This is a genomic window from Streptomyces sp. NPDC048248 (assembly GCF_043201875.1).
Classification (GTDB): domain Bacteria; phylum Actinomycetota; class Actinomycetes; order Streptomycetales; family Streptomycetaceae; genus Streptomyces.
The window spans coordinates 37,672-53,328 of the sequence record NZ_JBICZL010000031.1 but is presented as its reverse complement, the minus strand read 5'-3'; the positions used below and the strand labels follow the sequence as shown (position 1 = coordinate 53,328).

The following is a 15,657-nucleotide window of genomic DNA, read 5'->3' as shown; positions in this document are numbered from 1 at the left end:
GTGCGGGAGGCGGTGCGCTTTCACGACGGGATGCGTGCACTGTCGGCTCGCGGGGTGAATCGGTTTGTGGAGTTGGGTCCGGCCGGTGTTCTTTCGGCGATGGGTGAGTCGTGCGTTGAGGAGGGCGAGTTCATTGCGTTCTCGCGGAAGGGGCGGGGTGAGGAGGAGTCGGCGGTAGCGGCATTGGGCTGGATGCATGCTGCGGGGGTTGAGGTCGATTGGCGGGCGTTCTTCGAGGGGCGTGGTGCGCGTCGGGTGGATCTGCCGACGTATGCCTTCCAGCGTGAGCGGTATTGGCTGGATGTGCCGGTGGGTGTGGGGGATGTGGTGTCGGCGGGGCTGGGTGTGGGTGGTCATCCGTTGGTGGGTGCTGAGGTGTCGTTGGCGGGTGGTGATCGTCTGGTGTTGACGGGGCGGTTGTCGGTGCAGGCTCAGCCGTGGTTGGCGGATCATGCCGTGTCGGGTGTGGTGTTGTTTCCGGGGACGGCGTTTCTTGAGCTGGCGGTGCAGGCGGCGGACCGGGTCGGTTGTGAGCGGGTTGAGGAGCTGACGTTGGAGGCGCCTTTGGTGCTTCCGGAGCGTGGTGGTCTGGCTCTGCAGGTCACGGTCGATGCCCCCGACGACAACGGCATTCGCTCGCTGGGCATCTACACCCGGCCGCAGGACGACGACTCCTCGCAGGCGTGGACCCGGCACGCCACTGGTGTCGTCGGCCCGGAAGGGGACGAGGGTTCGTACGACCTCCAGGCGGCCTGGCCGCCGGAGGGAGCCACCCCGATCGATGTCAGCAATCTGTACGAGCGGTTCGCGGAGAACGGCTTCGGCTACGGCCCGGCCTTTCGGGGGATCCGGACGGCGTGGCTGCTCGGCGACGAGGTCTACGCCGAGGTGCGGCTGCCCGAGGACCAGCAGACCGCAGCCGGCGACTACGGACTGCATCCGGCACTGCTCGACGCAGCCCTGCACAGCATCGCCCTCAGTCCGTCGCTGCAACTCGGCGGAGGGAAGCTGCCGTTCTCCTGGACGGGGGTGACCCCGCACAGCTCGGGCGCCGGTGAGGTGCGGGTACGACTGACCCCCGACGGGTCCGGCGCGGTGTCACTGCTCCTGGCGGACACGATCGGCCGGCCGGTGGCCACCGTCGATTCGCTCGCCCTGCGGGCGCGGCCCGAACAACTGGGCGCCCCCGCCTCGGAGAACTCGCTGTACCTCCTGGACTGGACCGAGGTGGCACCGGAAGATGTCACCCGGCAACCGGCCGGGAACACGGGGTGGGCCTTGCTCGGTGACGACGGCCTCGACGTGGTTGCCGGCCTCGGACTTCCCGCCTACCCGGATCTTGAAGCCCTTGCGGCGGCAGACCCGACGGCGCTGCCCGAGGTCGTGCTCGTGACCTGCCCACCGGAGTCCGGACCCCTCCCCGAGACCGTACGCACGGCCCTGGGGCGGACGCTGGAGCTGGTCCAGGGCTGGCTCGCCGATGAGCGGTTCGCCGGATCACGGCTGGTCTTTCTCACCCGCGGCGCTGTTGCCGTCGCCGGCGAGCAGGTGACCGATCTGTCGCACGCCGCGGTCTGGGGACTCGTCCGCTCGGCGCAGTCGGAGAACCCGGACCGGTTCGTCCTGGCCGACGTCGACAGCTCAACGGATGCCGCGGGCGTGCTCGCACTGCTCCAGGCGCTCACCGGTGACGAACCGCAGCTGGCGCTGCGCGGCGGTACCGTAGGGGCCGCCAGGCTGGCCCCTGCCCACCCACCGACCGGCGCCACCGAGCCGACGGCATCTGACCGGGGCACCGGGACGGTGCTGATCACCGGTGCCACCGGTGTGATCGGCGGCGTGATGGCACGTCATCTGGTGACCAGTGCCGGAGTACGTCACCTGCTGCTGACCAGCCGCCGCGGCAACGGAGCAGACGGTGCCGGGGAATTGTGCGCGGAGCTCAGGGCGCTCGGCGCCGAGGTCACCATGGCGGCCTGCGATGTCGCCGACCGCGAAGACCTCGCCGCACTGCTGGCCACCGTCGACGCGGCACACCCGCTGACCGCGGTGGTGCACACCGCCGGTGTGCTGGACGACGGCATCGTCGGATCCCTCACCCCCGAGCGGCTCGACGGGGTGCTCCGCCCCAAGGTGGATGCGGCGGTCAACCTGCACGAGCTGACCCGCGACCTCGGGCTCTCCTCTCTGGTGCTGTTCTCCTCCATCGCCGGCACCTTCGGTGGCATGGGCCAGGGCAACTACGCGGCGGCGAACGCCTTCCTCGATGCGTACGCCACCCACTGCCGGGCCCAGGGCTTCCCCGTCCAGACGATGGCCTGGGGCCTGTGGGAGCAGCGCAGTGAGATGACCGGAAAGCTCGCCGACGCGGACCTCTCACGGCTGGCACGTGGCGGCATCGCCCCGTTCTCCTCCGCCGAAGGCGTCGCACTCTTCGACGTCGCGCGGACGCTGGATGCCCCGGTCGTGCTGCCGATGCGGCTGGATCTCGCGGCACTCGCGGGCGGCCCCGGCCCCGTACCGCCGCTGCTCCGCGGCCTGGTCCGGACCCCGGTCCGGCCTGCCGCCCGCCGCGCCACGGCCGTCGGCGCCACGGCCACGGGCGGCACGGCCGCCGACGGCGCCGACGGGCTGATGGGACGGCTGGCCGGGCTTCCCGACGCGGAGCGTGACCGGTTGCTGCTGGACCTGGTCAGGACAGAGGCGGCAAGGGTTCTCGGGTTCACCGACTCCCATGCGATCGACGTGGACCGAGGGCTGCTGGAGCTGGGCTTCGACTCGCTCACCGCGGTCGAACTCCGCAATCAGTTGGGTCGGGCGACCGGACTGCGGCTACCCGCGACCCTGCTGTTCGACCATCCGACGACGAGCGCCATCGCGGAGCACCTCGCGGCGCAGGTCACACCGGCCGAGCCGGCGGCCGCCCCGCTGGCCTTCCCCGAACTCGACCGGCTGGAGTCGGACCTGACGCGGGTGGCCGCGGACGAGGCGTCCCGGACGAGACTCACCACCCGCCTGCAGGACCTCTTGTCGAAGCTGGGCCAGGCCCAGGAAGCGGCGGGCGAGGTCGAGGTCGCCGAGCTCGAATCGGCGTCCGACGACGAGATCTTCGACTTCATCGAAAACGAACTTGGCCTTTCCTAAGAAAGCGGCGGTTGAACGGTGAGCACCGTGAGTGAAGACAAGCTTCGCGACTATCTCAAGCGAGTGACGACGGACCTGCACCGCACTCGCCAGCGTCTGCAGAAGATCGAGGAGCGGGACCAGGATCCCATCGCGATCGTCGCCATGAGCTGTCGCTACGCCGGAGGCGTCTCGACCCCGGAGGACATGTGGCGGCTCGTGGTCGAGGGGCGCGACGCGGTCGGTCCGCTCCCCGCGGACCGGGCATGGGACACCGAGGCCCTGTACGACCCGGACCCGGACGCGAAGGGCAAGAGCTACGTCGAGGAGGGGGCGTTCCTCGACGGGGCGTACGACTTCGACCCGGGGTTCTTCGGCATCTCGCCCCGGGAGGCGCTGGCCATGGACCCCCAGCAGCGGCTGCTGCTGGAGACCGCCTGGGAGACCTTCGAGCGGGCCGGCATCGACCCGACGACGCTCAAGGGCAGCCGGACCGGTGTGTACGCGGGAGTGATGTACCAGGACTACGGCTCCCGGCTGACCACGGTGCCCGAGGACGTCGAGGGCTACCTCGGCGCGGGCGGTTCCGGCAGCGTCGCCTCGGGCCGTATCTCCTACACTTTCGGGCTCGAAGGGCCCGCCGTCACGGTCGACACGGCGTGCTCGTCGTCGCTGGTGGCGTTGCACCTGGCCACCGAGGCACTGCGCCGCGACGACTGTTCGATGGCCCTGGTCGGGGGCTCGATGGTGATGTCCACTCCGGTCGCGTTCATCGAGTACGCCCGGCAGCGGGCGCTGTCCTCGGACGGCCGGTGCAAGGCATTCGCCGACGGGGCGGACGGGACCGGCTGGGGTGAGGGCGTCGGCACGGTGCTGCTGGAGCGGCTGTCCGACGCGCGACGCAACGGGCACCCGGTGCTCGCGGTGGTGCGTGGTTCGGCCGTCAACCAGGACGGCGCAAGCAGTGGGCTGACCGCGCCGAACGGGCCCTCGCAGCAGCGGGTGATCCGCGCCGCGCTGGCCAACGCCCGGCTCTCCGCATCCGAGGTCGAAGTGGTGGAGGCGCACGGCACCGGCACCAGGCTCGGCGACCCCATCGAGGCCGGTGCGCTGCTGGCCACCTACGGCCGGGAACGCGCCGAGGGCCGGCCGCTGTGGCTGGGCTCCCTGAAGTCCAACATCGCGCACACCCAGGCCGCGGCCGGAGTCGGTGGCGTCATCAAGATGGTGCTGGCACTGCAGCACGCGATCCTTCCCAAGACGCTGCACGCCGGCAACCGCACGGCCATGGTCGACTGGGAGTCCGGCGGCGTCGAGCTGCTGACCGAGTCCCGGCCTTGGCCGCAGACCGGAGCCCCGCGCCGGGCCGCCGTGTCCGGGTTCGGCTTCAGCGGCACCAACGCGCATGTGATCCTGGAACAGGCCCCGGAGCCCGCGGCCGCCGACGAGGACACGGCCGCCGCCGCTTCGCCGGGCGCGGCCGACGCCCCCGTCCACGAAGGCCCCTCGGCGCTGCCCTTCCTCGTGTCCGGCAAGACCGATCAGGCGATACGGGCCCAGGCCGCGCGGCTCCTCGACCATCTGACCGCCCACTCGGACGTGGCCACCGCCGACTTCGGGTATTCGCTGGCCCTGGAGCGCGCCGCTCTTGACCACCGCGCCGCGGTCATCGCCCAGGATCGGGACGGGCTGCTGGACGGTCTGCGGGCCCTCGCCGACGGTGAACCCGCCGCACAGCTCGTCCAGGGCCTGGCCGGCGGCCGACGCAAGACCGTGTTCGTCTTCCCCGGCCAGGGATCGCAGTGGGTCGGCATGGCCCGGCCGCTGCTGACGTCCTCTCCCGACTTCGCGAAGCAACTGCACGCATGCGACCAGGCATTGGCCCCGTACCTGGACTGGTCCGTGGTCGATGTCCTCCAAGGCGGGGCCGGCGCGCCCTCGATCGACCGCATCGACGTCGTCCAGCCGGTGCTGTTCTCCGTGATGGTGTCGCTGGCCGCCCTGTGGCGCGCACACGGCGTCGAGCCCTCCGCGGTCGTCGGCCACTCCCAGGGCGAAGTGGCCGCCGCCTACGTGTCGGGTGCACTGTCGCTGCCGGACGCCGCCCGGGTCGTCGCGCTGCGCAGCAAGGCGTCGCGGGAGATCGAAGGCAAGGGCGGCATGCTCTCGGTGCTGGCCTCCGCGGAGCAGATCGCACCGCGGATCGAGGACCGGGCCGACCGGATATCCCTGGCGGCGAGCAACAGCCCCGCCTCCGTGACGGTCGCCGGGGATCGCGACGCCCTCGACGAGTTGCTGGCGCAGCTCACCGCCGACGGCATCAAGGCCCGCAGGGTCCCCGGAGTGGAGGTTGCCAGCCACTCGGCGCACGTCGACCCGCTTCGTGAGCGGCTGCTCGCCGACCTGGCCCCCGTCGAGCCGCAGGCTTCGCAGATCCCGTTCTACTCCACCGTGACCGGCGCACCGCTGGACACCCGGGAACTCGACGCCGGCTACTGGTACCGCAACATGCGCCAACCGGTCGAGTTCGAACGGGCCGTTCGGGCGCTGCTCGCCGACGGCCACAGCGCCTTCATCGAATCCAGCCCGCACCCCGTACTCGCCATGGCGATGCAGGAGACCTTCGAGGACGCCGCCTCAAGTGCCGTCACCGTGGGGACGCTGCGGCGCGAGGAGGGCGGCCATGACCGCTTCCTCACCTCCCTCGCCGAAGTACACGTCATGGGTGGCTCCGTGGACTGGCAGGCGGTCTTCGCCGGTACCGGGGCGCGCAGCACCGAACTGCCCACGTACGCCTTCCAGCGACAGCGCTACTGGCTGGAGGCTCCGGTGACCGCCGGCGATGTGGCGTCGGCCGGTCTCGGCGCGGCCGACCATCCGCTGCTCGGGGCGGCTGTCCATCTGGCGGACGCCGACCGGCTGCTGCTGACCGGCAGGCTCTCCCTGGAGACCTCCCCCTGGCTGGCCGACCACGCCCTCACCGGCACCGCGCTCCTGCCCGGAACGGCCTTCCTGGAGCTCGCCGTGCAGGCCGCCGACCGGGTCGGCTGCGCCCGGGTCGAGGAACTCACGCTGCACGCCCCGCTGCTGCTGCCCGCGACGGACGGCGTGGCCGTGCAGGTCACAGTCAGCGAGCCGGACACCGCGGGCCGCAGGACGGTGGGTATCTATTCCCGTACGGAGGACGCCGCGGAGAACGCCTGGGTCGCGCACGCCTCCGGCACCGTCCTGCCCGAAGCGTGCCCGGCTTCCTTCGACCTCTCGGAGTGGCCCCCGGCCGGCGCCGTACCGGTGGCCGTCCAGGACCTCTACGAGCGGTACTCCGAGAACGGCTTCGGCTACGGCCCGGCCTTCCGGGGCCTGCGGGCGGCCTGGCGGCTCGGTGACGACGTCTTCGCCGAGGTACGGCTGCCGGAGGAGCACCAGGAGGACGCCCGTTCCTTCGGTCTGCACCCCGCACTGCTCGACGCGGCGTTGCACGGCATCGCGCTCGGGCCGCTGTTCGAGGGCGCGGGGGACAAAAGCGCCGGGGGGACCGGGCGGCTGCCGTTCTCGTGGGCAGGCGTCACCCTGCACGCCGACGGCGCCGCCGAGCTGCGGGTACGTCTGTCCCCCGCGGGCCCGGAAGCGGTCGCCGTCCAGGTCGCCGATTCCGTCGGCCGGCCGGTGGCGTCGGTCGACGCGCTGCTGCTGCGCGAGATACGGCCGGAGCAGCTCTCCGGTACACAGGCCGGACTCACCGACGCGCTGTTCCGGGTGGACTGGAAGCCGCTGACAGCCACCACCGCCGGACTTCCCGCCCCGTGGGGCGTCTGGGGCGAGGACCGGCTCGGGCTCGGCGCGCTGCCGGGCCTGGAGCCGCTCGACCTGCCCGCCCTGGAGGCCCTCGGCCGCCCGGTGCCGGAGGTCGTGCTCGTCCCCTGTGCCCCTCAGTCGCACGCCTCGGGGACCGGTGACGGGGCCGACGGCCACAGCTCCGCCGACGCCGGGGCGGCGCACGCCGCAGCCGGACGAGCCCTGAGCCTGGTGCAGACCTGGCTGCGCGACCCACGCTTCGCCGCGTCCCGGCTGGTGTTCGTCACCCGCGGTGCCACTGCCCTGCCCGGCGAGGACGTGCCCGACCTGGCGCACGCCCCAGTGTGGGGACTGGTGCGCTCCGCCCAGACGGAGAACCCCGGCCGGTTCGCCCTGATCGACATCGACCATCACCAGGACTCCGTCCGTGCTCTCCGGGCCGCGCTGGCAACCGGCGAGCCGCAACTGGCCGTCCGCGAGGGTGTCGTACACGCTGCCAGACTGGCCAGGGTGACCGCCGTGTCCCCGGCCGAGGCGCCCCTCGGCTGGGACGTCGACGGCACCGTGCTGATCAGCGGCACGGGCACGCTCGGTGGCCTGCTCGCCCGCCACCTGGTCACCCGTCACGGCATTCGCCACCTGCTGCTGACCAGCCGCCGCGGTCCTGAAGCCGACGGCGCCGACGCGCTGCGCGCCGAACTCACGTCGCTCGGCGCCGAGGTCACCATGGCCGCCTGCGACACCGCGGACCGCGACGACCTCGCCGGGCTGCTTGCCCGCATCGACACGGCACACCCGCTCACGGCGGTCGTCCACACAGCCGGCGTGCTGGACGACGGCGTGGTGGACGGACTGACCTCGGGTCAACTGGAGCGGGTCCTGCGCCCCAAGGTCGATGCGGCGGCCAACCTGCACGAGCTGACCGCGGGCCTGGACCTGTCCGGCTTCGTGCTGTACTCCTCGGGAGCCGGCGTCCTCGGTGGCCCCGGTCAGGCGAACTACGCCGCGGCGAACGCCTTCCTGGACGCGCTGGCTCAGCACCGCCGTTCCCGTGGCCTGGCCGGCCAGGCCCTGGCCTGGGGCCTGTGGGCCGACCGCAGCGGCATGACCGACCACCTCGACGGCACGGACACCGCGCGCTCCACTCGCTCGGGAGTGGCCCCGCTCTCCGCCGAACAGGGCATGGCGCTCTTCGACATGGCCGCGGACCGCGACGAGCCCGTGCTGGTGCCGGTCCTGCTCGACACCGCCGCGCTGCGGACCTACGCCGCCACCGGCTCCGTACCGGCCCTGCTCCAGGGACTCGTACGGACCCCGGCCCGCCGCGTCGTGGAGGCCGGAACCTCGACGGACGGTCCGGACTCGCTCGCGCAGCGCCTCGCCGGGCAGAGCGAGACCGAACAGCGTCGCTTCCTGCTGGACATGGTCCGCTCCCGGGTCGCCGCCGTGCTGGGGCACCCGTCGTCCGAGTCGGTCGCCGCCGACCGGGCCTTCCAGGAAATCGGCTTCGACTCGCTGACGTCCGTGCAGCTGCGGAACCGGCTGAACACGGCCACCGGGCTCCGGCTGCCGACCACCCTGGTCTTTGACTATCCCACTCCGGCGGCGCTCGCCGAGTACCTGCGTACCGAGGCGCTCGGTGAGCAGCTCCGGTCTGCTGTCGCCGCGGCGACAGCCGTGCCTCCGGTCGACGACGACGCGATTGTGATCGTCGGGATGAGCTGCCGTTTCCCCGGCGGGGTGCGGAGCCCGGAGGACCTGTGGCAGTTGGTGGCCCAGGGCACCGACGCGATGGCCGCGATGCCGGCCGACCGCGGCTGGGATGTGGACGACCTCTACGACCCCACGGGCCGCCTGCCCGGCAAGTCCTACGCCAACGAGGGCGCGTTCCTCTACGACGCGTACGACTTCGACCCGGCCTTCTTCGGGATCTCGCCGCGTGAGGCGCTGGCGATGGACCCGGTGCAGCGGCTGCTGCTGGAGACCTCCTGGGAGGTCTTCGAACGGGCGGGCATCAACCCGTCCTCGATGAAGGGCAGCCCGACCGGTGTGTTCGCCGGTCTGATGTACCAGGACTACAGCCTCCGGCTGCCGCAGGTACCGGAGGACCTTGAGGCGTATGTCGGCAGCGGCAGCTCCGGCAGCGTCGCCTCCGGTCGTGTTTCCTACCTCTTCGGTCTGGAGGGGCCCGCCGTCACGGTCGACACGGCCTGCTCGTCGTCGCTGGTGGCCCTGCATCTGGCCGCGGAGTCGCTGCGCCGTGGCGAGTGCGCGATGGCGCTGGCCGGCGGCGCCACCGTCATGTCGACCCCCAACCTCTTCGTCGACTTCAGCCGCCAGGGCGGCCAGGCCCCCGACGGCAGGTGCAAGACCTTCTCCGCGCAGGCGGACGGCACCGGGTGGGGCGAGGGAGCCGGGATGCTGCTGTTGGAGCGGTTGTCGGACGCGCGGCGCAATGGCCATCAGGTGCTGGCGGTGGTGCGGGGTTCGGCGATCAATCAGGACGGTGCGAGCAACGGTCTGAGTGCGCCGAACGGTCCGGCGCAGCAGCGTGTGATCCGGGCAGCTCTCGCCGGGGCAGGGCTGGCTTCGTCCGATGTGGATGCGGTGGAGGCGCACGGGACGGGGACGTCGCTGGGCGATCCGATCGAGGCGGGCGCTTTGCTCGCGACGTATGGGCAGGGCCGTTCGGTGGAGCGGCCGCTGTGGCTCGGTGCGTTGAAGTCGAACATCGGTCATACGCAGGCTGCTTCGGGTGTGGCCGGTGTGATCAAGATGGTGATGGCGATGCGGCATGGAGTGTTGCCGCAGACGTTGCATGTGGATGAGCCGACGCCGCACGTGGAGTGGTCTGCGGGTGCGGTGGAGTTGTTGACCGAGGCCCGGGAGTGGCCGCGGACGGGAGCGCCGCGTCGTGCCGGTGTGTCGGCATTCGGGATCAGTGGCACGAATGCCCACGCCATTTTGGAACAGGCGCCGGCCGTCGACGCCGAGGCGGCCGATCGGTCAACTGCTGTGGTGCCGTGGGTGGTGTCGGGCCGGTCGGTGGGTGCGTTGCGGGCGCAGGCGGAGCGGTTGCTTGCGCATGTGGCCTTGTCGCCGGAGGCGTCGCCGGTTGACGTGGGTTTCTCGTTGGCAACGGGGCGCGCGGTGTTCGAGCACCGTGCTGTGGTGGTCGGCCGGGAAAAGGAAGAATTGCTCGCCGGATTGCAGGAGTTGGCGTCTGGGCGGGCGCCGGGGTCACAGGCCTTTGATGCTTTGACGGCGTTTTTGTTTACGGGTCAGGGTGCGCAGTGTGTGGGGATGGGCCGGGAGTTGTATGGGGTGTTCCCGGTTTTTGCTGCTGCGTTTGATGAGGTGTGTGCGGTGGCGGATGGGCTTTTGGGGTGTTCGCTGGGTGAGGTGGTGTTCTCCGGTGTGGCGGGGCCTGGTGGGGTTCCGTTGTTGGAGGGTACGGGTTTTGCTCAGGTGGGGTTGTTTGCTTTTGAGGTGGCGTTGTTCCGGTTGGTGGAGTCGTGGGGTGTGCGGCCGGATTTTGTGATGGGGCATTCGGTGGGGGAGTTGGCTGCGGCGTTTGTTGCGGGGGTGTGGTCGCTTGATGATGCGGTTGCTTTGGTGGTGGCGCGTGGTCGTTTGATGCAGGCGTTGCCGGTGGGTGGGGTGATGGTGTCGGTGGTGGCTTCGGAGGAGGAGGTCGCGCCGTTCTTGGTGGGGTGTGGGGATGGTGTGTCGGTGGCTGCGGTGAATGGTCCGCGGTCTGTGGTGTTGTCGGGTGTTGAGGATGCGGTGTGTGGGGTGGTGGCTTCGGGTGGTTGGAAGTCGTCGCGTCTGCGGGTTTCTCATGCTTTCCATTCGGTGTTGGTGGAGCCGGTGTTGGAGGAGTTTCGGCGGGTTGTTGAGGGGGTGGTGTTTCGGGAGCCGCGGTTGGGGTTGGTGTCGAATGTGACGGGTGAGGTGGCTTCGTCGGGGTTGGTGTGTTCGGCGGAGTACTGGGTGCGTCATGTGCGGGAGGCGGTGCGCTTTCACGACGGGATGCGTGCGCTGTCGACTCGTGGCGTGAATCGGTTTGTGGAGTTGGGTCCGGCCGGTGTTCTTTCGGCGATGGGTGAGTCGTGCGTTGAGGAGGGCGAGTTCATTGCGTTCTCGCGGAAGGGCCGGGGCGAGGAGGAGTCGGCGGTAGCGGCATTGGGCCGGATGCACGTCGCGGCAGTTGAGGTCGATTGGCGGGCGTTCTTCGAGGGGCGTGGTGCGCGTCGGGTGGATCTGCCGACGTATGCCTTCCAGCGTGAGCGGTATTGGCTGGATGTGCCGGTGGGTGTGGGGGATGTGGTGTCGGCGGGGCTGGGTGTGGGTGGTCATCCGTTGGTGGGTGCTGAGGTGTCGTTGGCGGGTGGTGATCGTCTGGTGTTGACGGGGCGGTTGTCGGTGCAGTCTCAGCCGTGGTTGGCGGATCATGCCGTGTCGGGTGTGGTGTTGTTTCCGGGGACGGCGTTTCTTGAGCTGGCGGTGCAGGCGGCGGACCGGGTCGGTTGTGAGCGGGTTGAGGAGTTGACGTTGGAGGCGCCTTTGGTGCTTCCGGAGCGTGGTGGTCTGGCTCTGCAGGTCACGGTCGATGCCCCCGACGACAACGGCATTCGGACCATCAGCGTCCACTCCCGGTCGGAGAGCGCCGACCTCTCCGAGCCGTGGACGCGGCACGCGAGCGGTTCCCTGAGCGCCGAGGGCGCCACGGGCAGCTCCGTCGACCTGAGCGTGTGGCCTCCGGCCGGCGCGGAGCCGGTCGAGGTCGGCGATCTGTATGAGCGGTTCGCCGAAGCCGGCTTCGGCTACGGGCCTGCGTTCCAGGGGCTGCAACGAGTGTGGGCGGCCGACGACGAGGTCTACGCCGAGGTGCGGCTGCCCGAGGACCAGCAGACCGCAGCCGATGCCTACGGCCTGCATCCGGCACTGCTCGACGCCGCTCTGCACAGCATCGCCCTCGGCTCGCTCTTCGAGAGCGGAGAGGGAGAGGGCCGGCTGCCGTTCTCCTGGACCGGCATGTCTCTGCGGGCGTCCGGAGCGACGGAGCTGCGGGTGCGGATCGGTGCCGCGGGCACCGACGCCGTGTGCGTAACGGTCGCGGATTCGTCGGGCAGCCCGGTCGCGGACATCGACGCTCTGGTGCTGCGAAAGATGTCGGCCGCGCAGGTCGGGGCATCCTTGCCGGTCGGATACGAGGCGCTGTTCCGGGTCGGCTGGCCGTCCGTGCCGGCCCCGGCACTGTTGCCGTCCGGGGCCAGACTGGCGCTCGTGGGGTCGGACGATCCCGAGGAGGCTCAACTCCTGGACCGCTCCGGATTCTCCCTGGAGTCCTACTCCGACCTGGGAGCACTCGGCGGCGCCGCCGACTCGGGCAGCTCGGCTCCGCCCATGGTGCTCGTCTCGTGCCCGCCCGCCCCGAACTGCGCCGCATCGGTACGGGACGCCACCCGGCGCGCTCTGTCGCTGGTCCAGGATTGGCTCGCGGACGAGCGGTTCGCCTCGTCCCGGCTGGTTTTCCTCACCCGTCGTGCGATCGCCACCGCTCCCGGTGAGGACGTATCCGATCTGGCCAACGCAGCGCTGTGGGGCCTGGTCCGCTCGGCGCAGTCGGAGAACCCGGAGCGCTTCGTGCTGATCGACATCGATGACGTGGAGGCGTCCGGCAGGGCTCTGGGCGCGGCGCTGCTGTCCGGCGAACCGCAGATGGCGGTGCGCGCCGGCGAACTCATGGTGCCGAGGCTGGACAGGGTGCGGACCGCCCCGGATACCGACGAGCCGGCGTGGGACCCCGAGGGCACCGTGCTGATCACCGGAACGGGCGTCCTGGGCGGCTTGCTGGCCCGGCACCTCGTACGGCAGCGAGGCATCCGCAGTCTGGTGCTGACCAGCCGCCGTGGCCCGGCCGCCGAAGGTGCCGAGGCACTGCGGTCGGAACTCGCCGGACTCGGTGCCCAGGTCACGATCGCCGCCTGCGACGCCGCTGACCGCGAGGCCCTGGCGGAGGTGCTTGCCGCGATCCCCGCCGACCGTCCGCTGACCGCCGTGGTGCACACCGCGGGTGTCGTCGACGACAGTCTCATCGACGGACTCACCCCGGAGCGACTGGAGGCGGTGCTGCGGCCCAAGGTGGACGCGGTGCTGAATCTGCACGACCTGACCCGGGACCGGAACCTCGCCACCTTCGTGGTCTACTCCTCGGCGGCGGGTGTGCTGGGCAGCGCCGGGCAGGCCAACTACGCCGCGGCCAACGCCTTCCTGGACGCCTTTGCGCACAGCCGGCGCAGCCAGGGCCTGCCTGCCACGTCGCTCGCCTGGGGCCCGTGGGAGGAACTCAGTGCCATGACCTCCACGCTTGACGAGAGTGACGTCGCCCGTGCGGCGCGCGCCGGTGTGGGCGGGCTGGCCACCGATCAGGGACTGCGGCTGTTCGACATCGCTCTCGGCCTTGAGGACCCGTTGCTGGTGCCGGTCCGCATCGACACCTCGGCCCTGCGGACCGGTGCGTCGGACATCGCTCTGCCCGCCGTGCTCCGCGGACTGGTGCGCGGCCCTGGCCGCCGGGCCGTGGCCGCGGTCGGCACCGACGGCACCAAAGCGCCGTCATCGGCCGCGCGTCTGGCGGCGTTGCCGGAGGCCGAGCAGCTCGGCGCGCTGCTCGACCTGGTGCGCCTCCACGTGGCCGCCGTGCTCGGCCATTCGGGGGCGGGGTCGGTGACGGCAGACCATCAGCTGGTGGATTCCGGATTCGACTCGCTCACCGCCGTCGAACTGCGGAACCGTCTGAACGCGGCCACCGGTCTGCGGCTGCCCGCGACACTGGCCTTCGACCACCGTACTCCGGCCGAGCTGGCGGAGCGGCTGAGCCATGAGCTGGCCGCGGCGCCGACCGCCGCGGAGCGCGCCTCAGGTCCTGCGGCTCCCGCCCAGGCCACCATCAACGACGGCTCGGCCACGCTGAGTTCGCTCTACATGGGGGCGTTCCAGAACGGCAAGTGGGGCGAGGCGTTCGACCTGCTGCGAGCCGTCGCGGCGCTGCGGCCGCAATTCAGCTCGACTGCCGATCTCGCCAAGCCGCCCACACCCGTCAGGCTCGGCCGGGGGGAGGCACGGACCCAGGTGTTCTGCCTTCCCTCCTGTCTCGCCGTGGCCGGTCTGCACCAGTACGCACGGTTCGCCTCGTCCTTCCGGGGGCTGCGCGACGTATCGGCGCTTGCGCTGCCCGGGTTCGTCCGGGACGAAAGCCTCCCGACGACGATGGACGCCGTGGTTCAGGTCCAGGCGGAGGCCATCGCGCAGGCCGCCGGCGGTGACCCGTTCGTTCTGCTCGGAACGTCGGCGGGTGGCTGGTTCGCCCAGGCCGCGGCGGGCTGCCTCGAAACCCTCGGCATCCAGTCGGCCGGTGTCGTCCTGGTGGACACCTATGTACCCAAGAGCAACTTCGTCAACCAGTTCGGACTCGCCCTGATGGACGGCATGTCGGAACGCGAAGGAACCTTTGTCGCGATGGACGACGACCGGCTCTCGGCAATGGGCTGGTATCTCGACATCTGCAAGGAGTGGGAGCCGCAGCCGGTCTCCGCGCCCACCCTGCTCGTCCGGGCCGAGGAGCCGCTGGCCGGCGCCAACACCCCGGCGACCGCGGAGGCATGGCGGTCCTATTGGGACCTGCCCCATGACGTCGTCGACGTACAGGGCAACCACTTCAGCGTGATGGAGGACCACGTCGCTTCGACCGCGGCGGCCATCGAGACATGGATCTCGGGCCTGTCCTCGCGGTGACTTCATGCGCGGCCCCGCCGCCGTGCCGCCGCGTGGGATACGCGGCTCGACCAGTACCCCGGAAAGGGACACATACCACTATGGCATCGCCGACCCGTGACGACAGCCTCTGGCTACGCCGCTTCCACCCTCAGCCCGACGCCAAGGTGCGGCTGATCTGCTTCCCGCACGCAGGAGGATCTGCGAGCTTCTTCTTCCCGATGTCCGAGGAGATGTCCTCCGGGATCGAGGTGATGGCCGTCCAGTATCCCGGGAGGCAGGACCGGCGCATCGAACCGCCCGTCGAGAGCGTCCAGGGGCTGGCCCGGGAGATCTTCACCGTGCTCACGCGATGGACCGATATGCCGCTCGCTCTCTTCGGCCACAGCATGGGCGCAAGCGTGGCCTTCGAGGTGGCGCGGCTGCTGGAGCAGGAAGCCGGCATCCTGCCGGCCGCCCTGTTCGCCTCCGGCCGGAACGCGCCGTCCCAGCACCGCAGCAATGAGATTCATCAGCTCGACGACGACGGCATCGTGGCGGAGCTGCAGCGGCTCAGCGGCACCGACTCCCGGATCCTGGGCGACCTGGAGCTGCTGCGCTTCGCGCTCCCCGCGATCCGCGGCGACTACAGAGCGGCGGAGACCTACCGCTACGTGCCCGGCCCCCTGCTGCGCTGCCCCATCGTGGGGCTCGGCGGCGACAGCGACATCCGTGTCACCGTCGACGACGTGGCGGGGTGGGCGGATCACACCTCGGGAACGTTTGAGTTGCAGGTGTTCCCCGGAGGCCACTTCTATCTCGGCGACCAGAAGGCCGCCGTCGTCAACACGGTCTCGGATTTCCTTATCTCCGCGCGGCATCCGGGGAGTTGAATTCCAGCTGAAATGGAGCGCCGGCCATGAATAGGGGGTCGGTAGGGGTTGGCGTCAGGTCCTGCCTCAGCTTTGCTGAAAGTGCGTG

At 70.8% G+C, this 15,657-nt stretch carries 3 protein-coding genes; all 3 read left to right on the top strand.

From position 1 onward, the window contains the following. Positions 1-255 precede the first annotated feature (255 nt). The 3 genes from ACGFZW_RS36870 to ACGFZW_RS36860 all read left to right on the top strand — a co-directional run bounded on the left by ACGFZW_RS36870 (position 256) and on the right by ACGFZW_RS36860 (position 15,569). Positions 256-3,144 carry a type I polyketide synthase gene (locus ACGFZW_RS36870; protein WP_393897696.1) on the top strand — a complete coding sequence of 963 codons (2,889 nt, stop codon included), beginning with the start codon at positions 256-258 and terminating at the stop codon, positions 3,142-3,144. A 27-nt stretch (positions 3,145-3,171) separates the two neighbouring features. Further along, positions 3,172-14,718, top strand: coding sequence for a type I polyketide synthase (locus ACGFZW_RS36865; protein WP_393897695.1), 11,547 nt, complete (start codon positions 3,172-3,174; stop codon positions 14,716-14,718). An 80-nt stretch (positions 14,719-14,798) separates the two neighbouring features. Then, positions 14,799-15,569, top strand: coding sequence for a thioesterase II family protein (locus ACGFZW_RS36860; RefSeq protein WP_393897694.1), 771 nt, complete (start codon positions 14,799-14,801; stop codon positions 15,567-15,569). The last annotated feature ends 88 nt before the right edge of the window (positions 15,570-15,657 follow it).